This is a genomic window from Pedobacter miscanthi (assembly GCF_003315595.1).
GTDB lineage: Bacteria > Bacteroidota > Bacteroidia > Sphingobacteriales > Sphingobacteriaceae > Pedobacter > Pedobacter miscanthi.
Genome location: NZ_QNQU01000004.1, coordinates 226,834 through 252,414, shown reverse-complemented (window position 1 = coordinate 252,414; position 25,581 = coordinate 226,834). Strand labels below are relative to the sequence as shown.

Genomic DNA, 25,581 nt, shown 5'->3' with positions numbered 1-25,581 from the left:
TAATATTTACAGCCAAAATGGTTATAAATTTATTTAGCAGATAATACTTGCACAAGAAAAGAGTTATCGTATCTTTGCACCCTCTCTGGAAGCTTCCACTCCAGGGTTTAAGAAAGCTTTCCAGCAATGGGAGGCTTTTCTTATTTAAAATCAGGAAAATAGTATATCCATGGTAATTTCCTTTTGTATCAAACCCGGATAGTTTTCTCTATTTTTTACGCCATAAGTTGTGATCATGGTTAAAAACAACGCCTTTCTTGTTCCCGTTTGCAACTGAAATACCTGTAGTTTGTTATTCAGTTCTTTTTCGTAAGACTTGCTGATTTCAAAAGGCGCAACTGAAAATTTCATCTCACATATATTGATACACGAATCATTGCGGTCTATCAGTAGATCGATCTGCGCGCCCTGCTCCTTTTTATTTTTAGGTACATACCGCCACACTGATATTTCAGCATAAACATTTTCTATTCCTATTGCCTTTTTAATCTGCACAGTATGTTTCATGCAGATGCTCTCAAAAGCATATCCGCTCCAGCTTTTCCACGAAGTGCCCGAATAAAATTTTAGCCAGGTACCCGCACCTGTTGCTTTATTGCCATCAATAAATTTCAGGTAAAAAATCGAATACTCGTCGGTAAGTTTATATAAAGCATCTTTAGTGCTTTTACCGAAAGGAATATATGGGGTTATAAAACCTGATTCGGCCAGTTCTGCAAGCAATTGCGTGGCATAACCCCCACTGCTTAATTTACAGGCATTGATAATTTCGGTACGTGTTAAACCTTTGCTTTTTTTAGCCAGAGCCTGTACAATATCGATGTGGTTTTCGGCTTTATCAAATAAGGAATAATATAAGTTCTTAAATTCTTCGAGCAGCAATCCATCTTTGGTGAAAAATAACCGGTCTATAATCTGCGCCACACTTTCGCCAGGTTCTATCTCCTTAAGGTATTGAGGAATACCGCCCATGGCCATATAAACCTGTAAAAGCTGGTATTTATCGAGTTTTATTTTCCGGTGTTTAAGGTATGCTGCTGTTTCGCCAACGGTAAAGGGCAAAAGCCTGATCCTTCTGGTAACACGGTTATGCAGGCCGCCACGGTTATTGATTACTTTATTGATCATCCAGGAGGCAGCAGAACCGCAAATAACCACAATAAGTTTCTTCTCTTTGGAAGCCCAGCTGTTCCAGAAGTTTTCGAAGGCAGGCAAAAACCCTGAGCGGGCGGTATTGATCCACGGAAATTCGTCGATAAATATGATTGTTCTTTCCTTTTTAACTAAAGGCGTAAGGTATTGGGTAAGCATCTGAAAAGCAGCTATCCAGCTTTCGGGTTTAGCGAGTGGAAGTCCGCCTGTTACTCTGGTAAGTGCCAAACTAAAGTTTTCCAGTTGCTGGTTTAATGTAGCATGATGGATACCCGAAAATTCAAATGCAAGGTCTTTACTAAAGCCATTCCTGATGAGGTAAGTTTTTCCAACCCGCCTGCGCCCGTATACCGCAATGAGTTCGGGTTCGCCGGATTTTTCAATCTTACCCAACAGTAATTTTTCGTCGGTTCTGCCTACAACCTGTTCCATAAACCATTAATTTATAACCACAAAGGTAATAAATTTATAATTTTTGGCGCAATATAAAAAGTTATATCACGCCAAAAGTATATTTTTTAAGGTAGTTTTGGCGCAATATAAAAAGCTATATCACGCCAAAAGTGTATTTTTAGAGATCGTTTTGGCGTGGTATAAAAATGAAAAATCTTATTTGCTCTTGAATATAGTTACCGCTAAAGGTGGAAGATCAACAATTATCGAATATTCCTGTCCGTTATAACCTTCCAGATCAGGTACAATATCGCCACGGTTATTAATGCCGCCGCCGTAATAAACAATATCGTCGGTATTGAAAATCTCAGTCCACTTAGTTTTAAAAGGAACGCCGATTTTATAATTTTCGCGCACCACAGGCGTCAGGTTTATGGCAATTACCAGGGTATCTTTTGCTTTTGAACCTTTACGCATATACGTAAATACTGATTCGTTTGCATTATCCGCATCAAGCCACTGGAAACCTTCGTAACTAAAATTAAAATGATATAAGGCAGGCTCTTTCCGGTACAGGAAGTTTAAAGCTTTAACGGTTTCCTGCATGCCCTTATGTGGTGGGTATTGCAGTAAATGCCAATCGAGCGACTGGGTAAAGTTCCACTCACTGGTTTGGCCAAATTCGTTCCCCATAAAAAGCAGTTTTGCTCCCGGATGGGTAAACATATAACCATAAAGCGCCCTCAGGTTGGCAAATTTCTGCCAGTCATCACCCGGCATTTTATATAACATGGGCGATTTACCATGTACCACTTCATCATGCGAAAAAGGCAGCATAAAGTTTTCGGTAAAGGCATAAGTCATGCTGAAGCTTAACTGATGGTGGTGATGTTTCCGGCCAAGGGTATCGATTTTAAAATATTTCAGCGTATCGTTCATCCAGCCCATCATCCATTTCATACCAAAACCCAGGCCACCATTATGCACCGGATGGGTTACACCAGGGTAGGTACTGCTTTCTTCGGCAATGGTTTGTACACCATCAAAACTACCATAAACCGCTACATTCAGGTCTTGAAGAAACTGAATAGCACCAATGTTTTCACTACCTCCATATTCGTTGGTTGCAGCATCAGCATCTTCTCTCGAGAAGTTAAAATATAACATCGAAGCTACAGCATCAACCCTTAAACCATCCGCATGGTACTGATCCAGCCAGAATATGGCATTACTGATGAGGAAAGAACGTACTTCATTACGATCGTAGTTGAAAATATACGATTTCCAATCGGGATGGAAACCTTTCCGCATATCGGCATGTTCGTACAGGTGTGTACCATCAAATTCATATAAACCATGCCTGTCGCCCGGGAAATGGGAAGGAACCCAATCCAGTATCACGGCGATATTGGCCTTATGTAATTCATCAATGAGGTACATTAAATCCTGTGGGGAACCGTAACGCGAGCTTGCCCCAAAATATCCGGTAATCTGGTATCCCCAGCTTGGGAAAAATGGAAATTCCATTACAGGCATCAGTTCTACATGTGTAAAACCCATTTCTTTAACATAGGGCACAAGCCTGCTGGCCACTTCCCTACAGTTTAAAACACGTTCAGGATTATCGGGATCGCGCTCCCAGGAGCCCAAATGTATTTCGTAAACAGAAATCGGCTGATCTAAAGCAGTTAATTTTGCCCTTTTATTAAGCCAGGCTTTATCTTTCCAGGTGTAATCGGTATCCCAGACAATACAGGCGGTTTGCGGCGGATGCTCCCAACGGCGTGCATAAGGATCGCCTTTCAGGTGTTCCGATTCATCAAAACCCTTAACAAAATATTTATATACCTCGCCTTTGGCAATGCCGGGAATAAAACCCTCCCATATACCCGATTTATCCCAGCGTTTGTATAGCGGATGCGCCCCGTTGTTCCAATCGTTAAAATTACCGACCACACTTACGTTGATAGCATTAGGTGCCCAAACCGAAAAATAAGTTCCGGCGGTAGCCTCTACGGTAATTAAATGGGAACCCATTTTTTCGTACAGCCTAAAATGCTTTCCAACAAGAAAAAGATCAATGTCGTAATCGGTAAATAAACTGTGTACCCAAACGGATTTCTTCTTATCGATTTTAGGTAACGCTGCTTTTTTTGCAGGAACTTTTTTTGCTGACATAGATATTTTGGCTAGATAAATGAAGCCCCAAACACTAAACAGCATTTGGGGCTAAATGTTACAGACTTAAAATCTGAATTTCCAAGAAATTTTTATTGCACTTGAAATGCAGGACATTCTGATCGTCGGTATAAAAATCTTTCACCTCTTTATTATCAATGATGATCTTTTTAACCTGGAATTTTACGCCGATAATGTTGCAAACATAAAACTCGTAGTTAGGGGTATATAAACCCTCGTTACGCTGGTTTACCTTAATGGCCTGGCTATCGCCTTTTACTGTAAATTTCTTTTCCAGGTAAATATCCTGTTCGTAGGCAAAGGTATCGCCATGATCTTCGTACATGTACGAATTCACTTCGTAATCGCTGTGGTAGATATTCAGGATTACTTCGGTGATCGATTTTTCATCTACATATTGCATTACCGGATACTCGGGCAAAACAGAACCTGCACGCACAAACATCGGCATACTGTCTATTTTCGCATCAACGGTATATTCGTTACCGCCATCCAGAATTTCGTTGGTCCAGAAGTTGTACCAGGTACCTTTTGGCAGGTAAACCCTTCTTGATATGGCGCCCTGCTCCAAAACCGGACAGATCAACAATTTATCGCCATAGCAAAATTCATCCTGACGGAAACTGTTGCTGATATTTTCCTGCTCGAGCATAACCAATGGCCTTAAAATAGGAAAGCCATAACGGTGGTGTTCCCAGAAAACCGAATACAGGTAAGGCATTAAACGATACCTTAACTCGATAAACTTGCGGTTAATATCTTCGAAAAACTGACCAAAGCTCCAGGGTTCGCGTTCGGCGGTATCGCCGGCAGAATGGGCACGCATAAAAGGAGAAAAAGTTCCCAATTGGATCCAGCGGGTAAACAATTCGCCATCCGGCTCGCCACTAAATCCACCAATATCGGTTCCACAGAAAGGAACACCCGAAACGGATAAACGCTGACATTGGATATTACCGATTTTTAAATGTTCCCAGGTAGCGATGTTATCACCCGTCCATACGCTGGCATAACGCTGCATACCAGAATAACCGGCCCTGGTAATGGTAAACGGACGTTTATTACGCATCAGTTTTTTAAGTCCTTCGTAGGTAGAACGTACCATCTGCATACCATAAACATTGTGCGCTTTGCGGTGCGAGCCACGATATCCATCGTAATTATGGCGTACATCGTTAGGGAAAGTACCCGAACCGAATACGGCAGGCTCATTCATATCATTCCAGAAACCTGCAACACCCATATCTACCAGCTCCTTGTACAGGTTGCCCCACCAGGCACGTACTTTAGGATTGGTAAAATCAGGAAACTGGCAACGGCCGGGCCAAACATGCCCTTCCATATAATAATCGTCGCTGCGGCGACAGAAAAATCTTTTCTCTTTACCTTCTTTAAAAACCCAGTAATCATCGTCAACTTTAATGCCCGGATCGATCATCACCACGGTTTTAAAACCATCATCAGAAAGTTCTTTGATCATCCGCCTTGGATCGGGAAAGTATTTTTTATTCCATGTAAAACAGCGGTAACCATCCATATAATCGATATCCAGATAAATGGCATCGCAAGGAATTTTACGGTCTCTGAACTGCTTGGCTATTTCTTTAACCTTTGTTTCAGGATAATAACTCCAGCGGCACTGCTGATAACCCAGTGTCCATTTTGGCGGCATAGGGTGTGTCCCTGTTAAGGTTGCATAACGTTTCACCACGTCCATAATGTGCGGCCCGTGGATATAATAGTACTGCAATTCGCCTCCATCTGCCCAGAAACTCGTTTTGTTTACATCTTCGGCACCAAAATCGAAATACGATTTAAAGGTATTATCGAAAAATATACCATAAGCAGCCTGGTTATGCAAACCAATATAGAAAGGTATGGTACGGTATAGCGGATCCTGGTTCCAGCCGAAAGAGTAAGCATCGGTATTCCAGTTTTCGAAACGGCGGCCTCGAAGGTTAAAATTTCCTGATTTATCGCCCAAACCAAAGAAATTTTCTTCGGGATGGCATTTTTTAGTGGCATAAATATAATAACCACCAAAATCTACATTCTCTTCCCAGTGCATAGAGTTGGCTTCATCAACCATCATTACATTGGTAATATTATCGTGGAAAGAGATGTGGAAATTTGCTTTTTCTATTTTACAGGTTACGGCGTGTGTAGAAACGGTATAGTGATCATCGTGCTCCTGCATTTTAAAAACAGAAACTTTCTGGTCTACTTCCGGTACGGCGTAAGAAAAATCATCCAGGAAAACACCATGCGGTGCAAGCCGTACCCTGATAATATCATCGCTCACCACCCTTACTTCTACCCTGGCATCGCCATCCGAGAAATAGAAGCGGTTGCCTTCTTTTTTTACTTTTTTAACTGCCCCAAGGTACTGTTTAACAATTGGTTTTACCGATATATCAACCGGATTGTTCAAATGCTGTATTTCCTGTTCTTTTTCGATCAGTTCACTTGCATCATTCGGTTTGTCGTTTTGCGCTTCCATCCTTATTTATTCAAATTTTAAATTCATACCTCTTAAACTGGGATGTGCTTAAGAAAGTACTATAATACAAATATTTTATAAAAGGGATGTAGCTTTTTTATAAAAGATGAATTTAATAGTGTAAAATTAACACTAAGTTGTGATGTATTAACATTAGGCAGACCTGATCATATTTACAAATCCCGAGATATGATCATTGAAATTATGTAATTTTAACATAAGATAACCGGAAATAAACCGTTTATCTTATTATATTTTGACAATTAATCCTACAAAAAAAGCCCTTCATACCTAAAGTACGAAGGGCTTTTAAACGTAATTATTATCCTATGGATTAAAAGTAAGCGCCAGATAATAAATAGCGCCTGCTGATGGATTTCCGTAAGAAGTGAAATAATATTTATTGAGCACATTAGAACCGCCCAGTTTAATTACTGACTGTACCGAAGGAATCCTCAAACTAACCTGTGCATCCAATGAGCTGTATGCAGGCACCTGACCTGATGCAAAAGAAGAATTCCAGTAGAACTGATCCTGCCAGCGGTAAGCAAGATTAAAACCAAAGTTTTTAATAATTTCTTTATTTCCAAAACCCAGGTTATAACGGATTTTTGGGGTATTAAAATCGTTGATGTAATTAACCGGAAGATCGCCAATTTTATTGTAAGAAACGTTACCACTAATAGTATATTTACCTACCAGGTAATCTAAACCTAAAGCAGCGCCATAAGAGGTTACTTTACCCTCTGCATTTACGGGAACACCAAATTTCACAAAGCTTCCGTTAACATTCTGGTAAACGTCAACAGCAGTGATAAAATCTTTATAGATATTATAATAGCCGTAAGCATCAACCAATAAATTAGGCAACACCAAACCTTTATAACCCAGTTCATACGATTGAACACTTTCCGGGCGTACACCTCTCGAATCGAAAGTATATTGTTGTAAAAGTGCCTGATTAGGTGTGCCGGTTGCAGCTGCCGAAGCCAAAAAGGCACGGTAACTCACATCTGTATAGGGTTTATTGGTATCAAGATGGTATTTAGTAAACATAATTTCGGGCAAACCTCCGATCAACCTTTGCGAACCCCCACCCACTGAAAGGTCGATATATTGGTTCTGAGTGGTTGGGTTACGGTAACCGGTCTGGTAAGAAACCCTGATATTATTGTTTTTTGCTACCGTGAATACACCTGTTATCCTCGGGGTAAACCTGCCTTCAAAATTCTGGCTTTTATCGTAACGGCCGGCAAAAGTAAACTTAACCTTATCACTAAAAAGCTTTTTACCAATCTGTCCGAAAGCACCGTATTCTTTAATATCGATAGATTCATTTAAATCATTAAAAATGGTGCCTGCCGAATTTAAATCATATAAACGGTATGATGCACCAACCTGAAACTCTACCACTTTATTAAAAAGGTTGGTAAAGTTGTACATCCCCTCATAATGGTACAGGTTTGATTTATCATCGAATTTGGCGCCGTAAATACCTTTACTAGGATCGGAAGCACTGATGGTGGTGTTCATGATCTGGTCTTTTGCCTGCAGGAATTGCGGGGAGCCAGGCTGAAAATAAGCACTACCTCCTGTTGAAGCAGAATTGGCAGCGGTTCTGGCCGTAATCTGGGCCTGTGCATCCGTTTGTCCGGCTGCCCTGGCACCCACATAATTACCTACATATTCAGGAAACCAGGCCTGCGAAACTTTTGCTTTTTCATTGATGTAGCTCCCCAGAATAGATGAAATATAAGAATCGCCCGAGCGCTCCTGTGTAGTATATCCACGCAATAGAAAATCTTCTCCTTTTAATTCGAGCTTATACTGGCCGATATTAAAATTACGGAGCGAATAACGATCTGAGCCGGTGTACACTGAAGTACCTGTCCCCCAATTTGCAAGAAAAGTTGCCTGAACCGTATTGCTTATGTTATAATATAATGCACCAGATGCCTTTAACGATTTTGTATTATAATCAACCAAATCTGATTCATTATAACCGTTCCGTGTAATATTCTGATTCGGGATTAATCCAGGTGTGTTTAATCCAAGATAAAAAGGTCTCGTTTGTGCATTTGTAGATAGAAAACTCGTTATCTGTGCTGGGGTGGGCACCTGTCCACCTGTAGCAAGCCCGTAGTTTTTGATATAGGTTGCCTGTCCTGAAGCCAATACACTCTGAGCCACATTTCTCATATTCTGACTAAGCTCATCGCCATAAGTATTGATTCCATCATAATTCGGATCACTTCTATCGCCACTTTTTACAGTTCTCGAAACCCTGTCGAAGTTAGAGTAGTTGTTCCCATACCAGTCTTTGGCCTGTAAAAATGAAAATGCAGCTTTTACCCCAAATTTATTGTTCCATGATTTTGCCATGCGTACATCCAGTTGGTTAAAAGGTTGTACGGTGCTATTATCATCATTAACGTGGTTAATTCCTGTTTTATATTGAAAACTTGCTCCGGGATATTTAAAAGGGTCTTTTGATGTCATTAATAAAGTACCATTAATACCACCAGCGCCATAAAGTGCTGATGAAGCGCCTGGTAACAGCTCTACATTATCTACATCAAGTTCAGTAATCCCTACAATGTTACCAACAGAGAAATTTAATCCCGGTGCCTGGTTATCCATTCCATCTATATATTGATTAAAACGGGTATTACCGTTTGAATTAAAGCCACGGGTATTGATTGATTTAAAAGTTAAACTCTGCATACTGCTTTCTACACCTTTCATGTTGTTTAATGCATCGTAAAATGATGGTGCAGCAATCTCCCTGATGGTAGCGGCGCTCATACGCTCGATTGAAACAGGCGATTCTAATATCCGCTCTGGTGTACGCGAGGCCGAAACCACTACATCGCCACCCAATACAACAGCCGTTTCCAGTTCCAGGTTAATACCCGTTGTACTTCCCGTTATCTGCTGTTCTACTGAGCCATAACCCACGTAAGATGCGACCAAAGTAAAGGGCACTTTTGCAGTTGTACTAAAGCTGAAACTACCGTTTGCTGTGGATGCCGTACCGCCCGATTGGCCTTTAATGGTTAAACTTACGCCTGCGAGGCCCTCTTTCGATTGCTTATCTTTTACGGTTCCGCTCACCGTAATGCTCTGTGCCTGTGCTGCAATATTAATTGTGCACATCAATAATAACACGTAGAAGATCTGTGTAAAAATTCTGCTCATAAAAGATTGTTAATTTGGTTACCTAAATAGTTAGTTGCACTCTTGATTTGTATGATTAGTTACATAAACTTAAACTCTTTTTTTGAATTAAACAAATTATGTTAGCATAATAATATCATTTAAAGGGTATTACAAAATCTCCATCTGAATAATCAATTAACTTAAGCAAAAGATTAGATCATTTACTTACTAACTTTTTTTTAAAAATAGAATCAAGTTAAATTAATTTGCATTAACAACAACTAATGCTTAAGTTTGAAAAAGAACTTAAAAGACACACAAGCAAATTATATCATACATTTTAGATAGTCAACTAAAAATAGATTAGCCGTTCCGATCTGACCATTTATCTTAATAAACTTTTGATTATGAAGTATCTAATTAATGCTAGCATTACTTTATTATCTATACTATCCTTGAATGGATGTAGTGAAAAAACATTAAGTACTACCCCTGCTTACCCTCCCGAAACTACTTTTTTTTCGGTTTCACAGCAAAAGGCTGATATCCTTGCAACTAAAAAACTAACGATATTCAAACTTGATGCTTCTGGAAAAAAGATCAACTCTAAGTTAATCACTAACCCTATTCTGACACAAAAATTTGGTACTGTTTTCAGGTTATTCGATAGTTGGTACGAAACCAAATCGTTTTTCAACGAAGGAATTAATACATTGATATTCAGCTATGATAATCAGCTATTAGACAATGTTACGATTAAAGTAAATCTCAACGCTGAAAATAGTACCATTACTTTTCAAAAAGTCGAATACAATTCACAGGTAATTATTCCGGAAAAAGTAATTATTGCCGCTTCCAAAGTAAATCTATTCTCTATCAAATAAAAATTTTATCTTATTAAACTCCTCTTATGAAAACAAAAAAAATTGTACTGTTTATTTTTGCCCTGGTATTTCTGTGGGCATGTAGAAAAGAATCAAGTATCTCTCCCGAGATAATAAATTCGGAAATTAACACTTCAAAATTGGAAAAGCTAGACTCCAATTTTATAGGACTTGAACAGGCGCTAACGTTAGCTAGAAGTGCAAAAATACCAGTTGGAACTATTTCACCAACAGATAAAGTTGCAAGTCTATATAATACAACTCCAAAAAAGACTATTAAAAATTATTTTATATATTCTGAAAACGTTAAAAATGCTGTTTTAAAAACCAAAGATAAAAATTACGTCAGCGATGTAGAACCAATTCTTTACGCTGTAAATTTCGAAGAAGGAGGGGCAAGTATCGTATCATCAGATAAAAGATTTGGTGAGGTATTGGTATATTTAGATAAAAGCGTAAATTTTAAGGCAGGCATGGACGCACCAGAAGCATTTATCAATTATCTTGAAAATGCATCAAAAACCATCAAAGGAATAAAAGAAAATACAATAAAACAAAGTGAAAGCTTTTTATTGTCAAGGAAAAAAGAACAAACATTGCTTGAATCAAGGAAAAAGCAATTATTGAGCTCAACAACATCAGGCCCTAATAAAACAATGGGAACTTGGGAACAAGAATGTCAGTATCAGGATTGGCCTTACGGCCTATTCCTCCCTGGTGTCCCATTTGGAAACAATCTTCCTAATTGGACTTGCGAAACATTATTGGATTACTATGTTGTAAATAATGGGCCACTTGTACAAACTGAATGGGACCAGGTCGGATCAGGATATAATGACCTTGTTCCGTTTGCATGCGGAACGGGAAAAGCCCCAACAGGATGTGTTGCAACAGCTATGGCACAAGCACTGTCCTTTTCTAAATACCCAACATCTTACAACTGGCTATCGATGAATAATCTTTCAGGTTCTTCAGAAACAGCACGTTTAATGAGAGATCTAGGAAGTATGGTGGATATGAATTATGCCTGTGATGGTTCTGGCGCTTATATGAGTAAAGCAAACGACGCTTTTCATGCTCTTGGCATAAATACAACTTACACTGATTATGACGACACGACGCCAAATCCAAATCTTGAAAAATATGGCGTACAGATCAGAAATAGATTAACCCCTGTTTATGATCTTCAAACAGGAACAATATCGCATGGTGGAGCTCCTGTGATGATTGGTGGATGCCGAATAGTTGGACAATCAGGTTGGTGGATATTTAAACGAAGATATTATTCTGAGTGTCATGCGTGGTTAATGGATGGGATAAGACGCCATAGATATGTTACCACAACTAAAGTACCTGGTTACGATCAACGCTATTATATTAATGATGAGGAGGTATTTCATTTTAATTTTGGATGGGGAGGATTTTATAATGGCTGGTACAAACTTGATTTCTCCGACAATAATGGATATATTAACTCAACTATTAATTTTTTACAGGGTCAGGATATTATAACAGACATCTACCCTCATTAGGATGACAAACATATAGAGATAGATATTAATTATAAAAGAGAGGGCAGCTAAACGGTCCTCTCTTCTATTTTAAAGAGCGCGCTGGTTTTCGATTTATTATAAAACACCAATTTATTAACTCAATTTAAATCCTATGTTAGCATAATAATATCAATTCAAATTATAATTTTGATTGATATACAGTTTGTTGTATTTTGCATCAAACATAAACCGTCATTTTGCGCTATCTTAGTAAACTGACTTGTTAGCTAACCATTATGAATAAAATTAAGGCCTTATTTTGCGTCATCATCCCGATAGCATTAGCTTTTTTATTTAATACCAAACTAGGTAGTACGCCTCCGCTGTTAAAATTCCTAAATCCTTTTATGGGTTTCTGGCAAAATGCAGAGAACAACCATTTTATGTTTAACCATAAAGCGAAGATCAAAGGTGCAATAGATAAAATTGAAATTGTATTCGACGATCGTATGATCCCGCATATTTTTGCACAGAACGATCACGATCTTTATCTGGCGCAGGGATATGTAACAGCTATGCACCGCCTTTGGCAGATGGATTTTCAGACCCGTTTCGCTGCCGGAAGGATTAGTGAGGTAGTGGGCGATAAGGCCATTGAGGTTGACCGTTATCAACGCAGGATGGGCATGGTTTATGGTGCAGAAAACTCGTTAAAAGGCATGATGGCTGATCCGAAAGCTAAAGAAATGATTCTGGCCTATACCGAAGGGATTAATGCCTATATCAAAACACTTTCGCACGCCAATTATCCGCTGGAATATAAGATACTCGATTTTAAACCGGAAGACTGGACACCAATAAAATGTGCTTTATTACTTAAACAGATGTCGGCCGTTTTAGCAATGGGCTCAGATGAGTTTTACATGACTAACATCCTTAAAAAATTCGGTCCTGAAATTACAAAAGATCTTTTCCCTGATTATCCTTTCCGTGAAGATCCCATTATTCCTGTGGGCACCAAATGGAATTTCTCACCATTACCCACACCTAAAACGCCTGAAAGCTTTACACAAGCCCAAACCGGTGAGGTAAAAACCAAAGAAAAAGTTGAAGGGATTGGCAGCAATAACTGGGCATTATCTGGGGCTAAAACAGCTTCGGGTTATCCAATTTTGGCAAATGATCCGCATCTTGATTTAACCCTGCCTTCTATCTGGTACCAGATTCAGCTGCATGCACCTGGCGTTAATACCTATGGTGTTTCGTTACCTGGCGCACCAGGCGTAATTATCGGTTTTAACCAAAAAATTGCCTGGGGTGTAACCAACGTAGCAGCTGATATTTTAGATTTTTATCAAATTAAGTTTAAGGATTCGACACACAATCAGTATTGGTACAACAACCAATGGAAAGCAACTTCTAAACGTTTAGAAACGATAAAAATCCGTGGTGGAAAAGATGAGATAGATACAGTTTATTACACGCACCACGGACCTGTTGTATATTTCCAGAAACCAAAATATGGCCGGGCCGATAATGTGCCCGTTGGTGATGCCTTAAGATGGATTGCCCACGAGCAATCGAATGAGTTAATGACTTTTTACCTTCTTAACCGTGGAAAAAATTATAACGATTACCGTAAAGCTTTAACCTTTTATACTGCACCGGCACAGAACTTTGTTTTTGCCAGTGTAGATAATGATATTGCCATCACACCGAATGGTAAATTCCCGTTAAAATGGAAAGATCAGGGTAAGTTTATTCTTGATGGTACCGATCCGGCATACGATTGGCAGGGCTGGATCCCGAATGCGCAGAATCCAACGGTAAAAAATCCGCCACGCGGATTTGTGAGCTCGGCCAACCAATCATCAACCGATCCCACTTATCCATATTATATCAACTGGGAATTTGCACCTTACGAACGCGGAAAAAGGATTAACGACAGGTTAGCAGCTATGAATAAGGCAACTTTGGATAGTATCCGCTTAATGCAGACCGATAATTACAGTATTTTAGCGCAAAACCTTGTTCCTGCCCTATTGCCTTTGCTAAATAACGAGCAATTAAATGCTACGCAAAAAGAAGCATTATCTTATGTTAGCAAATGGAACAAACGTTATGATGCACATGAAATTGCCGCCAGTGTTTTCGAAATATGGACCAAACGTTTATCCTACGATATCTGGGCCGATGAATTTGAGGTAAAAGGAATCCCGATGCGTTACCCATCCCGCGACCGCACGGTTGAAATGATCTTGAAAGAACCAAATGCGCCATGGTACGACAATATCCATACGGCTAAAAAAGAAACACTTGCCGATTTGGTAAACGAATCGTTTAAATATAGCTGCGATAGCCTGGAAAGGCGTTTTGGCCCGATCAATAAAGATTGGGACTGGGCAAATGTAAAACAGAGCAATGTACCCCATCTGGCCAAAATACCTGGCTTTGGATCGAAGATTTTACAGATTGGTGGTGCAAAATCGACCATTAATGCGCTTGGCGAAAGCAACGGACCATCATGGAGAATGGTAATCGAACTGGGTAAAACACCAAAGGGACATGGGGTTTATCCCGGCGGACAATCGGGCAATCCTGGAAGCAAATTCTATGATAATATGCTCGATACCTGGGCAAATGGCAAACTGTACGACCTGTTCTACATGCAAACACCTGATGATAAATCGGGTACAATTATTTCTCGTTTAAAAATTTCTAAATAAACTAAAATGGTTTTTATCGTTATTGCAATAATCTGTTTTTTTCTGCAAATGATCGCTCCCTGGTGGGTGATTATTGTTATTTCCTTTGCTACTTGTGGCATCATCGGCAAAACAGGAAAAATCGCCTTCTGGCAATCGTTCCTTGCCATTTTTTTATTATGGATCGGTTACGCCCTGTTTAAAAGTCTGCCGAATGATAATCTGTTAGCCGGCCGTGTAGCGGTAATGACGGGCATAAAACTTTGGTGGGCATTGCTTTTAGTAACCGGATTTTTGAGCGGTTTGGTTGCAGGCATTAGTGGTTATTGTGGTTACCAGTTCCGCATGGCCATGCTGGCAAAAAAAACTGACGAGAAAATAGCATAATGCTTTGTACTTTTGCAGCGTGAATTTAACAGCTGAGGATATATTTTCGATAAAAAGTGCTAATGAGTTTAACTCAGTTGCCTTAAATATTTTTAAGTTACAGGCCCAAAACTGTAATGTATACCGCGAATATATTTTTCATTTGGGTATCGATGCCGATGAAATAACCGAAATAGCACAAATCCCCTTTTTGCCGATCAGCTTTTTTAAAAGCCATTCAGTTTTAAGTAGTACCGATCCGGTTGAGGTTACTTTTAGCAGTTCGGGCACAACGGGTATGGTACAGAGCAGCCATCATGTAACTGATGCAAAACTTTATGAGCAAAGTTACCTGCAAGCTTTCACCGAGTTTTATGGTGATGTTACCGATTATTGCTTTTTAGCCTTATTACCCTCATACCAACAGCGCTCAGGCTCATCATTGATTTACATGGTGAATGATCTGATCGAAAAAAGTAAACATCCACAAAGCGGTTATTTTTTATATAACCATAGCGAGTTATTGCAAACCCTGCTCGATTTAAAATCAAAAAAACAGAAAACCGTTTTAATCGGGGTTACCTATGCCCTGCTCGATTTTATCGAAAACTTCGATATCGATTTCCCTGAACTGATTGTAATGGAAACCGGTGGCATGAAAGGAAAACGTAAGGAAATGGTCCGCGAAGAACTGCATGAGCAGCTAAGCAAAGGTTTTGGCGTAAAAGCCATCCACAGCGAATACGGAATGACGGAATTGCTTTCTCAGGCTTATTCTCTAGGTGAAGGCATTTTCAATTGTCCTAACTGGCTGAAAGTGGTGATTCGCGATACCAACGATCCATTGAGTTTAATGCCAAACGGCAGAACAGGAGGCATTAATGTAATCGACCTGGCCAATATCAATTCCTGCTCGTTTATCGCTACGCAGGACCTGGGCAGAATTAATCCTGATCAAAGTTTTGAGGTATTGGGCAGGTTTGATAATGCCGATATCAGAGGCTGTAACCTTTTGGTGCAATAATTAGTTTACCTTATCCGAGCAGTTTGCGCAAAGGCCTGTAGCAATCAGGTTTAAATGTTCTACCTTAAAACCAACAGGCACTTTTAATGCGGGGATTTTAACGCTATCCAAACAGTAAATTTTATGGCAGTTATCGCAGTTAAAATGCACATGTTCATCGTGATGTTCGTGCGCACTACATCCATCCGAGCAGATGGCATAATTGGCTGTTCCCTGCTGATCTAAAACCTTATGGATAATTCCTTTTTCTTCAAAGGCCTGCAATACGCGGTATAAAGTAACACGATCTGCATCTTTACCCATTACCTGTTCTAAATACGGCTGCGAAGTTGCAGAATCCCTCCCACTCAAAATTTCCAGCACCTGTAAACGTGGTGCGGTCCTTTTTAATCCGTTTTTGACCAAAAGTTTTTCGAAACGCTCTGTCTTGTTTTCCATAGCAATACAAAAATAAGCAATTAATTAATGAGTTTGGCATTTTTGATCGTGATTGGTGGTGCGTAACTCGCATCTTTCTGCTCCAGTCTCAATATCCCCCTTACATGTATCGGTTTTTCACTGTAAGTTGTAGCACTTTCCATTTCAATCATAATCATTACCGGAACACCATTCTGTCCGCAAAAATAACATTGGTTAATCGGCAGCGTGGCCAATAAAAATTTCTGCTGTTTCTGTCCGCTTTTTATGGGGATCAGATAACCGGTGAGGTCGAACTCGCGGTTATCAAAACGTTTAATCGATTCAGAAAACAGCGGAAAAAGTTCATTTTTTTCAGTAAGTTCAAATTTTACCGAACCGATTACATCCCAGTTTAGCGAACGTAACTGATCGTTAGGATTATGTTTCTGCGTTTGCCCCAAAGCAACATTTGCCCATAACAACAGCAAAATAAAATATATTTTTTTCATTTTTTCACGGCATCTAACAAGAAAAAAGTAGAACGGCTATCACCCGAATCGTTAATTATAAACTTTCCCCTTAGGGTAATCGGTTCTTCTGTCCAGGTAACCGGTTTCAATGTTTTAACTTCAATCATTGAGGGAATATCTCCTGTACCACAATACGGGCAGGAAGCAACCGGAACAATCGAAAACATAAATTCGGTAAAACTATTACCTACCTTGGTGGGAATAATAAAACCGGGCAATTCGATCACTTTATTGTTGATTGCTCTTAACGCGGGTGGAAAAATCGCCTGCCATACCAGCGGCTTAACCTGTTTATCGTACTTCAGGCCAATCAGGTTCCAGGTGGGCGTGCGCATATCTGTATGTACATTAACCTGCGCAAAGCCCCTAAAAGAGATCATTATCAATAAAAAAGTTATATATTTTTTCATCATAACTGTTTCGCATTTAAGAGGAAAAACTCACTACGGTCATCGCCCGAATCATTGATAATAAAAATCCCTTTTAGTTTAATCGGTTTTTCGGTAATGGGAATAGCGGTTAACATTTTCACCTGGATCATTGATGGGATATCTCCGGAGCCACAGTAGGGGCAGGAAGCAATCGGAACGATAGAAAACATAAATTCGCTGAACTTCGAACCTACTTTTGTCGGGATGATATAACCAGGCAACTCGATTACCTTATTATTTAGTGCTTTTAGTGCCGGCGGAAAAATGCTTCCCCACTTGCCCGGTGCAAGTTCTGCATCGTACCTTAAACCGATTAAATTCCAGGTTGGCGTGCGCATGTCGGTATGTACCCGAACCTGCGCTGCCAATACCTGGGCACCTAAACATAAAACAATCCAAAAAACTAATTTCTTCATTACGTTAACGGTCTTTTGTTAAAGTTGCGGCAATATCAACCTTATAAATTTGCATGGCCGGAATAAGTGAAGCCAGGGAGCCGATAAACAGGCCGATCCAGATTAAATAAATTTCCTGCGGAACAGCGGTTAATCCTGTTAATTTTGCCTGCGACGATTCCTGATAAACACCGATTACCTCTAGCGCCGCATGCCCGATCAATAATCCTAAACAGGTCCCTATCAGCGTAACCAAAATACCTTCGAACATCACCAGAAAAAACAGTTTCGATTTGGATGCACCCAGGCAGCGCATAATAGCCAGATCGTATTTACGCTCTTTCATGGCATTATACAGGCTGATGAAGATACTTAATGCTGCAATGGCCATGATAAACACCGCGAACCATTGCAGGGTATCAATTCCAATCCCAATCAATGAAAATAGTCTGGCGCTTTCCATCGCTGGCGAAGCTGCCTGCATATTTGTACTCTGATTTACCATCCTTGGGAAAAGAATGACCGACATAGGTGATTTATACTGGATCAATAACGCAGTAATTTGTTTATCATTAATTTCTTTGGCTTCAGCCGCTGCAGCATGATGGGTTTCCTTATGTTTTTCTTCATGCATTTTATATACACTGCCAATATTGGTCAGGATCAGGTTATCGGTAATATTTCCTTCTGGTTTTAATATACCTTTTACCACATAGGCATGCTGTTTATGGATATCACCATTGCCGGTTAAGCCATGTGCTCCGAAAAAATAATCACCAATTTTCAGTTTCGATGTAGAAGCTACTGTGCTGCCAATGGTTACCTCCAAATCTTTCTGCCAAAAATTGCCCTTTAAGACAGATAAACCATAAAGATGACTGAAAGAAGTATCGGTGCCCACAATGCGGTAACCGTTATAATTATCGCCCAATGCCAACGGAACAGCCCGTTTAACCATGGGGTGATGCGCTAATTTGTAGGCATCCTTAGCCGGAATATTTCCCGTTGGATAATCGATTTGATAAATGCTGCTCAATATTAACTGTAGCGGACTCCCTTTTGCGCCTACAACGAGATCAATGTCTTTTGCATTTTTTTCGAGTTTATTACCGATCTGATTGGAGGCCAGGAAAAGAATAGACAGGATGCCCACACCAAAGGCCACCAGAATAATATTCAGTATGGTGGTCAGTTTATTCCTGACGAGGTTTTTGCTGCTGATTTTAAAAATATTCATTAGAGTAGATAGGTTTTAGCAATATGTTCACGAACCCTTTGATCGTGTGTAGCAATAATCAGCGCAGCCCCATTATCTTTTGCCTGGGTGGTAAGCATTTCTATTACCTGTGCCGCATTTTCATCATCCAGGCTGGAGGTAGGTTCGTCAGCAATCAGCAGGTCGGGTTTATTTACCAATGCCCTTGCCACCGATACCCTTTGTAACTGACCCTGACTTAATTCATCAGGATATCTTTTAGCCAGATTTCCAATACCAAGATCTTTTAACAGCAAAAGATTGCGTTCATGATCAATGGGCACTCCTGCCATTACCGCAGCCAGTTCCAGGTTATCAAGCACATTAAGCGAGCGTATTAAATGTGGCCGCTGAAAAATAATCCCGATATGCCTTCCCCTGAAACGGTCCGTACTTCTTGCAGATAAAGTATATAAATCAGTATCGTTAATCAGAATTTCACCCTGGGTAGGTTTTAAAAGCCCTGAAATGATATTAAGCAAAGTACTTTTTCCGCAGCCCGAAGCACCAAGCAAAAGCCATTGGTCCATGTCTTCAATCTGCCAATCCGGAAATTTTATTTTTCTCCCTTTCTCATAAACATGAGATAACGACCTGATATTAATCATGATGCAATACTTTTTGTGCTTTTTTAACAGTTATGTTTTTAATGGCATATCGCCTGTAAAGTTCTATACCGTCGTTTGTGCCGTGTTTGCAGGCCGGGTTCAACATGGTGATGAACAACAGTGCAGGGATAAACAGGATTTTATAATTCTTAGACATCAGGATAAATTTTTAGTATTGGTGGTCGATGGGACAACTTTTAAGCATCCGCAGGTTGATAAAATGTGCAACAGCAATGGTAAAACCACCCAATGGAACCAAAATTGGCTCGAGTAATGTTATACCTGAGAAGTGCCCGAATGCAATACAGGCGAATCCGGCCATAAGTATTAAAATCGGTGTAATACGGTGGTGCTGTTTGCGGTAAGCCGAGCTTAAACTCCATATCCCGAGGATTAACGAAACCACTATCATCGTAATTTCAACAGCATTGTTGGCCAGAAAATCCATTCCCCACATTGGTAGTACAGTAATCAAAAAAGGTAAAGCTGCGCAGTGTATGGCACAGAGTGTTGAGGCGGTGATCCCGATCCGGTCGAGGTTGATTTTGTAGCTCCGTAATTTCATTAAAAATAAATTTAGTGCACAAATATAAAAGCAATGTAGTTGCATTTAAAATATTCAACCCTATATTTGCAACATAATTGCATTAACATGATAAAGAAATTACCGGTAACCGTATTGAGCGGTTTCTTGGGCAGTGGTAAAACCACTTTACTAAACGCTATTTTAAGGAACAAGCAGGATTTAAAAGTAGCCGTAATTGTGAACGATATGAGCGAGGTGAACATTGATGCCGCTCTGGTGAAAAACCAGAACACCTTATCCAAAACGGAAGAGCGGCTGGTTGAAATGAGCAATGGTTGCATTTGTTGTACTTTGCGCGAAGATTTAATGATCGAAGTAGAAAAACTGGCAAAAGAAAACCGTTTCGATTACCTGCTGATCGAAAGTACCGGAATATCGGAGCCTATCCCTGTTGCGCAAACCTTTTCGTTTATTGATGAAACTTCGGGTATCGATCTAAACCGGTTTAGCCGGTTAGATACGATGGTAACCGTGGTTGATGCCTATAATTTTTACAAGGATTTTGGCTCGGCCGAAAAACTGGCCGACAGAAACATGGTTGATGATGTTGCAGACAGGCGCACCATTGTAAACCTGCTTACCGATCAGATCGAATTTGCCAACGTAATTTTATTGAACAAAACCGACCTGGTGAGCGATGCAGACATTAAAGTATTAAGGGCTTTGATTGGAAAGTTAAACCCAGGTGCCAAAATTTACCAAACGCTTTTTGGCGAGATAAACCCTACGCTGATTTTAAACACAGGATTATTTGATTTCGATTCGGCCTCTGAAGGTGCGGGCTGGAAAAAAGAGCTGGAAGAAATCCATCAGCCCGAAACGGAAGAGTACGGCATCAGCTCGATGGTTTTCCGTTCTAAAAAACCTTTTCACCCTGAAAGGTTATGGAATTACATCAACAAAGAATTTCCGCAGAATGTGATCCGCTCTAAAGGTATATTGTATCTGGCTGCCATACCAGAGCAGGCTATTAATTTTTCGCAGGCAGGCGGTTCGTTGCGTATCGATCCGGCAGGCGTTTGGTGGGCGAGCATGGATCTGCTGGAACGGGAGCAGTATAACGATTATTTAGAAAACTTGGTAGAAATACATGTTGATTGGGATAATGATTTTGGTGACCGTAAAAACGAACTCGTTTTTATAGGTCAGGATATGGATATTGAAGATTTGAAAAAATCTTTAGAAGCCTGTTTATTAACACCAGCTGAGATACAACATTTTAGGGAGAAAAAGAGCTTTATTAACCCTTTTGAGCATCTAATATATTAAATTGCGTATAATAGTAGATGAAATGAATAAAATGGTAGTTTTCCTACTACAATATTTGCATTTATTTTGTTTAAATTTGGTTTATCCCAACAAGCCAACTTATTATGATACCATCAGAAGAATTAACCCTGGTTAAAACCGGCCTATCTTGTCCGAAGTGCAAAAACTTCGAAACATATAGGGTCCCGAGAGGTTTTATCTTTAAAACACTTATGCCATTTATCTCAGTAAAGAGATATAAGTGTTATAAATGTTTTAACAAGTTTTATGTATTCAATTAATCTATCTAAACATAGCAAACTCATTTAAGCCACTAATTGTGGCTTTTTTAGCTAATAGTAAAAAATACTACTTCAATAGTGCTGACTGCTGGAGTTTCTTAAAAACGTATTCTTTATAACTCGCCCCTATCGGCAGTTCCTTTGTTCCTATTTCAATATCATAATTAGTAAAAGCACTTATTTTTTTCATGTTTATGATAAATGAGCGATGGATCCGCAAAAAGTCTTTATTGTAAAGTTCTGTTTCCAGATCACCGATTTTGTATTTGGCAGTAATTTTTCTATCAGTGCAATGGATAGTGATGTAATCTTTTAAACTTTCGATATATAGTACCTCATCTTTATTCAGGTTATGAAACTTTCCCCCCGCTTTAATATGGATAAACTGTTGTTCGTTTTCCTGCAAACTTTCAGTTTTACCCACCGGACTTTTTAGTCTTAAATAACGGTCTACTGCCTTAAAAAAACGATCGAAAGTAATGGGTTTTAACAGGTAATCAATTAGGTCGAGATCATAACCCTCAATGGCATATTCGCGGTAAGCTGTTGTAATAATCACCGCAGGTGGATTTTTCAAGGTTTTAAGAAAATCGATACCTGTAATCTGTGGCATTTTAATATCGAGGAACAAAAGATCTACAGGAGTGGTACGCAGTAATTCTAAAGCTTTAATCGCGTTGGAGCACGTGCCAACAACTTCAAAGGTATCCAAAAGCTTAATATGGTTCTGGATCAGCTGTATGGCCAAAGGTTCATCATCAACTAAAAGACATCTCACTTTCATAACGTTGTTCTTCTTTGATAATGTGATTCTTTAGGTTAATGTGCAACAGTGCAACAAAGATATGATCATGGGTTGATGTATTAAAATCATATAAACCGGGGTAGATCAGCTGCAGTTGTTTAGTAATGTTGCTGATCCCGATCCTTCCGTCTTCTTCGCCTTCGCCTGGAATAAAACTATTGGAAACCATAAACCGGAAATGTCCCGCTGTTAAATTCATGTCGATATTAATTACCGGAAGTCCCACATCTTCGCCAGCGCCATGTTTAAAGGCATTTTCTACCAACGATAATAAAATTAATGGTGCAATCATGATTTCCTGGTCAACTGCATGTGTAAAATTGACCTGTAAACGATTACCATACCTCAGTTTTTCGAGCGCTATATAATTTTTAATAAGGTTGATTTCGGCCGATAATGGCACATACATTCCGTTACATCTATATAAAACGTGATCGAGTATTTCAGACAAACCAGCTATCGATTTTGAAGTGACCGGAGAATTGATGAGCGAAAGTGAATAGATATTATTGAGTGTATTAAATAAAAAATGCGGATTAAGTTGTGCCTTTAAAGCTTTCAATTCTGTTTCGGCCCTTTCTTTTTCAACAGAAAGCTGGTGCTGTTGCGCAATATATTGCGCTTTGATCAGTTTAATGAAAGCAAATATCCAGGCGGCAGAAAAAGTTAAGGGAAAGTAATGTGTAATAAGTTTGGGTACATCCATCATAATTTCAAAGATGGTTTCCTGTCCAAAAGGCGGTATTCTGATAACAGGCTCCAGAATATATACCACAGCTATCCTCGAAAATACACAGATAATATAACTGCCTGCAATGAAATAGCCTATCACAACATAATATTTTTTTGATGTGATAAGTTTTGGAATAATGATATATGCCAGAAAATAAGAAGCAAAACCAGTAAACAGGATATAATAGATATGCCTGGCCAGAATGCACTTAACATCATTATATTCTGCTACTTCGTAACGGTTTAGGAAAACAACAGAGGTGATGAGCCAAAAAATTACATGGCTAAGGAACCGGTGTGCGGAACTGAACTTCGCTATCCTTTCTATCAATGGCATTTACACAAAGATACAATTCCTTGCTACTGGATTAACCTTTGTAGACGAATGAGGCAAAAAAGCAGATGGATTTGGGAGATAAGGATATGAATGGCTAAAACTATATCTTAACTTAGCAACAAATTAGCCACGGATTCGCAGATTAACTCGGATAATTACATCCGCCGTCATGTCATTCTGAACACAGTGAAGAATCTTTTTCAAGGGAGTTATTTTTACATCGCAACCAATAGAAAAATCAACCTTCAGGTGATTGAACAACCGCATTAAAAATTTGCTGCATTTTATTTTTCACATCTATTCCTCTCTGAATGTTAAGTACAGTAATTACAAGTGCAAAGGGAAAAACCATATAGCCAATTAGAAAACACATCAATGCCAGAACAATTATTGCAAACAATGGTTCTGCGATAGATACTGAAAATAGAAATTTCAAGCTTTGATGATGATTATTTTCAATGATTTCGAAGCTACCGCCATTTGCCCTTTCCCATGTTTCAAAAGCGCTTGCTTTTCTGCCATCGTACTTATGATCTTTAAAGATGGTTTTATTTGGTAAGCTATCCAAAATATTATAATCCAGCTTTTTTAATTCGCTTATGATGCGATCCTGAAGAATTTCAACGGGTATATCAACTTCCCGTTCTATCTTAAATTCAAGCCCAATGAAAAAAGCTTTTATCTTTAATTTCATTGGGCCTGTAAATATTATTCAGCAATTAAAAGAAAGTAGTTTTTCTTGCCTTTTTGAACCACGATAAATTTATCGTTGATTAAATGATCCGCGTTGAATACTTGGGCCATTTCAGCCACTTTTTCTTTGTTCACAGAAACACCTCCGCCCTGGATGGTTTTCTTAGCCTCTCCTTTCGATGGAAAAACGGCTGCTTTTTCTGCCAACAGTGAGGCTGCGTCAATTCCGGCACCTAATTCTGACTTAGAGATATTAAATTGCGGAATACCTTCGAACATTTCCAAAACCTGTTTCTCCGATAAACTTTTTAAAAATTCCAGTGATCCGTTTCCAAACAAAAATTCGGATGTTTTAATAGCGGTTTCCAAAGCTTCTACCGAATGGGTTTTGATGGTAATATCTTCAGCCAAAGCTTTCTGTAGAATACGCAGATGCGGTGCAGCATCATGTTCCTTCTCTAAAGCTTCAATCTCTTCTTTATTTTTTAAAGTGAAAATACGGATCCATTTTTTCACATCATCATCCGATGCGTTTAACCAAAACTGGTAAAATTTATATGGGGAAGTTTTCTCCGGGTCTAACCAAACAGCACCACTTTCAGTTTTACCGAATTTAGTTCCATCTGCTTTTTTAATCAACTGAGTAGTGATGGCATAAGCCGTTCCGGCATCTTTTCTTCTGATCAGCTCTGTACCGGTAACAATATTGCCCCATTGATCTGAACCGCCCATTTGCACCAAACAGTTTTCATTTTTCCATAAATGATAAAAATCATAACCCTGGATCAACTGGTAGCAGAATTCGGTAAAAGATAATCCGGAATCGCCTTCCAAACGTCTTTTAACACTATCTTTTGCCATCATGTAGTTAACGGTAATGTGTTTACCTACATCTCTGATAAAGGTAAAAAGGTTCATATCCTTAAACCAATCAGCATTGTTAACCATTACTGCACCATTACCACCTTCTTCAAATTTCAGGAACTTAGCCAATTGCTTTTTCATTCCTTTTAAGTTATGCTCGATCATTTCGGGCGTTTGCAGGTTACGCTCGTCGGATTTACCCGATGGATCGCCAACCATACCGGTAGCACCACCAACCAAAGCAAATGGTTTGTGCCCGGCGTTTTGAAAGTGGATCAGTGTCATGATCTGCGTTAAGTGCCCAACATGCAACGAATCTGCAGTAGGGTCGAAACCGATATAACCAGAGGTCATACCTTCGTTTAACTTTTCTTCAGTATTCGGCATAATATCATGCAGCATGCCACGCCATCTTAACTCTTCAACAAAATTCGTCATTGTACAAACACTTTAATAATGTGCGTGCAAAGATAAAATTTTAGCTTAGTTTAAAGCAAATTAGTTGGTTTTGTAAAACAGGT

22 protein-coding genes are annotated in these 25,581 nt (G+C 39.3%); 6 read left to right on the top strand and 16 right to left on the bottom strand.

What is annotated here, in order from left to right; genetic code table 11:
- Positions 1 to 150 precede the first annotated feature (150 nt).
- From DRW42_RS06435 to DRW42_RS06420, 4 genes are all read right to left on the bottom strand, one after another.
- The gene (locus DRW42_RS06435) at positions 151 to 1,584 is read right to left on the bottom strand and encodes an AAA family ATPase (protein WP_113947999.1); all 1,434 of its coding nucleotides are present in this window, start codon (positions 1,582 to 1,584) and stop codon (positions 151 to 153) included.
- Between the two features lie 177 nt (positions 1,585 to 1,761).
- Positions 1,762 to 3,723, bottom strand: coding sequence for a 1,4-alpha-glucan branching protein GlgB (gene glgB / locus DRW42_RS06430; RefSeq protein WP_244215211.1), 1,962 nt, complete (start codon positions 3,721 to 3,723; stop codon positions 1,762 to 1,764).
- Between the two features lie 58 nt (positions 3,724 to 3,781).
- The gene (locus DRW42_RS06425; protein ID WP_113947997.1) at positions 3,782 to 6,244 is read right to left on the bottom strand and encodes a glycoside hydrolase family 31 protein; all 2,463 of its coding nucleotides are present in this window, start codon (positions 6,242 to 6,244) and stop codon (positions 3,782 to 3,784) included.
- Positions 6,245 to 6,571: 327 nt separating this feature from the next.
- Positions 6,572 to 9,442, bottom strand: coding sequence for a TonB-dependent receptor (locus DRW42_RS06420; protein WP_113947996.1), 2,871 nt, complete (start codon positions 9,440 to 9,442; stop codon positions 6,572 to 6,574).
- 368 nt (positions 9,443 to 9,810) lie between these two features.
- On the opposite strand from DRW42_RS06420, the gene DRW42_RS06415 reads away from it, so the two are divergent.
- The 5 genes from DRW42_RS06415 to DRW42_RS06395 all read left to right on the top strand — a co-directional run bounded on the left by DRW42_RS06415 (position 9,811) and on the right by DRW42_RS06395 (position 15,875).
- Positions 9,811 to 10,287, top strand: a complete 477-nt coding sequence (locus tag DRW42_RS06415; protein WP_147243682.1) for a hypothetical protein — start codon at positions 9,811 to 9,813, stop codon at positions 10,285 to 10,287.
- A 26-nt stretch (positions 10,288 to 10,313) separates the two neighbouring features.
- The gene (locus DRW42_RS06410; protein WP_113947994.1) at positions 10,314 to 11,819 is read left to right on the top strand and encodes a C10 family peptidase; all 1,506 of its coding nucleotides are present in this window, start codon (positions 10,314 to 10,316) and stop codon (positions 11,817 to 11,819) included.
- Between the two features lie 257 nt (positions 11,820 to 12,076).
- Positions 12,077 to 14,506 (top strand): penicillin acylase family protein, encoded by a 2,430-nt coding sequence (locus DRW42_RS06405; protein WP_113947993.1) that lies wholly within the window; start codon positions 12,077 to 12,079, stop codon positions 14,504 to 14,506.
- A 6-nt stretch (positions 14,507 to 14,512) separates the two neighbouring features.
- Positions 14,513 to 14,872, top strand: coding sequence for a hypothetical protein (locus tag DRW42_RS06400; RefSeq protein WP_113947992.1), 360 nt, complete (start codon positions 14,513 to 14,515; stop codon positions 14,870 to 14,872).
- Positions 14,873 to 14,891: 19 nt separating this feature from the next.
- The gene (locus DRW42_RS06395; RefSeq protein WP_113947991.1) at positions 14,892 to 15,875 is read left to right on the top strand and encodes a LuxE/PaaK family acyltransferase; all 984 of its coding nucleotides are present in this window, start codon (positions 14,892 to 14,894) and stop codon (positions 15,873 to 15,875) included.
- Here DRW42_RS06395 and DRW42_RS06390 read toward each other — a convergent pair whose 3' ends face one another.
- Genes DRW42_RS06390 through DRW42_RS06360 form a run of 8 tightly spaced genes read right to left on the bottom strand, consistent with a single transcriptional unit; the run spans position 15,876 to position 20,058 of the window.
- Complete coding sequence (locus DRW42_RS06390; protein WP_113947990.1) at positions 15,876 to 16,313, bottom strand: Fur family transcriptional regulator; 438 nt, start codon at positions 16,311 to 16,313, stop codon at positions 15,876 to 15,878.
- Positions 16,314 to 16,333: 20 nt separating this feature from the next.
- Positions 16,334 to 16,783: a hypothetical protein gene (locus DRW42_RS06385; protein WP_244215210.1), complete on the bottom strand. Its 450-nt coding sequence runs from the start codon at positions 16,781 to 16,783 to the stop codon at positions 16,334 to 16,336.
- The gene (locus tag DRW42_RS06380) at positions 16,780 to 17,217 is read right to left on the bottom strand and encodes a hypothetical protein (RefSeq protein ID WP_147243681.1); all 438 of its coding nucleotides are present in this window, start codon (positions 17,215 to 17,217) and stop codon (positions 16,780 to 16,782) included. Before DRW42_RS06380 ends, DRW42_RS06385 begins: the two co-directional genes overlap by 4 nt.
- Entirely contained in the window at positions 17,214 to 17,651 is a 438-nt protein-coding gene (locus DRW42_RS06375; RefSeq protein WP_113947988.1) for a hypothetical protein, read from the bottom strand. Before DRW42_RS06375 ends, DRW42_RS06380 begins: the two co-directional genes overlap by 4 nt.
- Positions 17,652 to 17,655: 4 nt before the next feature.
- A complete protein-coding gene (locus DRW42_RS06370) occupies positions 17,656 to 18,867 on the bottom strand; it encodes an ABC transporter permease (RefSeq protein WP_113947987.1) in 1,212 nt (403 codons plus the stop codon).
- Positions 18,867 to 19,493, bottom strand: a complete 627-nt coding sequence (locus DRW42_RS06365) for an ABC transporter ATP-binding protein (RefSeq protein WP_113947986.1) — start codon at positions 19,491 to 19,493, stop codon at positions 18,867 to 18,869. Before DRW42_RS06365 ends, DRW42_RS06370 begins: the two co-directional genes overlap by 1 nt.
- Complete coding sequence (locus tag DRW42_RS28705) at positions 19,486 to 19,650, bottom strand: hypothetical protein (RefSeq protein WP_158544288.1); 165 nt, start codon at positions 19,648 to 19,650, stop codon at positions 19,486 to 19,488. Before DRW42_RS28705 ends, DRW42_RS06365 begins: the two co-directional genes overlap by 8 nt.
- Before the next feature lie 12 nt (positions 19,651 to 19,662).
- The gene (locus DRW42_RS06360) at positions 19,663 to 20,058 is read right to left on the bottom strand and encodes a MerC domain-containing protein (protein WP_113947985.1); all 396 of its coding nucleotides are present in this window, start codon (positions 20,056 to 20,058) and stop codon (positions 19,663 to 19,665) included.
- Between the two features lie 87 nt (positions 20,059 to 20,145).
- On the opposite strand from DRW42_RS06360, the gene DRW42_RS06355 reads away from it, so the two are divergent.
- A complete protein-coding gene (locus DRW42_RS06355) occupies positions 20,146 to 21,348 on the top strand; it encodes a GTP-binding protein (RefSeq protein ID WP_113947984.1) in 1,203 nt (400 codons plus the stop codon).
- Between the two features lie 348 nt (positions 21,349 to 21,696).
- Here the strand turns inward: DRW42_RS06355 and DRW42_RS06350 are convergent, their stop codons facing one another.
- From DRW42_RS06350 to tyrS, 4 genes are all read right to left on the bottom strand, one after another.
- Positions 21,697 to 22,413, bottom strand: coding sequence for a LytR/AlgR family response regulator transcription factor (locus tag DRW42_RS06350; RefSeq protein ID WP_113947983.1), 717 nt, complete (start codon positions 22,411 to 22,413; stop codon positions 21,697 to 21,699).
- The gene (locus DRW42_RS06345; protein WP_113947982.1) at positions 22,388 to 23,503 is read right to left on the bottom strand and encodes a sensor histidine kinase; all 1,116 of its coding nucleotides are present in this window, start codon (positions 23,501 to 23,503) and stop codon (positions 22,388 to 22,390) included. Before DRW42_RS06345 ends, DRW42_RS06350 begins: the two co-directional genes overlap by 26 nt.
- 238 nt (positions 23,504 to 23,741) lie before the next feature.
- A complete protein-coding gene (locus DRW42_RS06340; protein WP_113947981.1) occupies positions 23,742 to 24,197 on the bottom strand; it encodes a hypothetical protein in 456 nt (151 codons plus the stop codon).
- A gap of 14 nt (positions 24,198 to 24,211) precedes the next feature.
- The gene (gene tyrS / locus DRW42_RS06335) at positions 24,212 to 25,498 is read right to left on the bottom strand and encodes a tyrosine--tRNA ligase (protein ID WP_113947980.1); all 1,287 of its coding nucleotides are present in this window, start codon (positions 25,496 to 25,498) and stop codon (positions 24,212 to 24,214) included.
- Positions 25,499 to 25,581 lie beyond the last annotated feature (83 nt).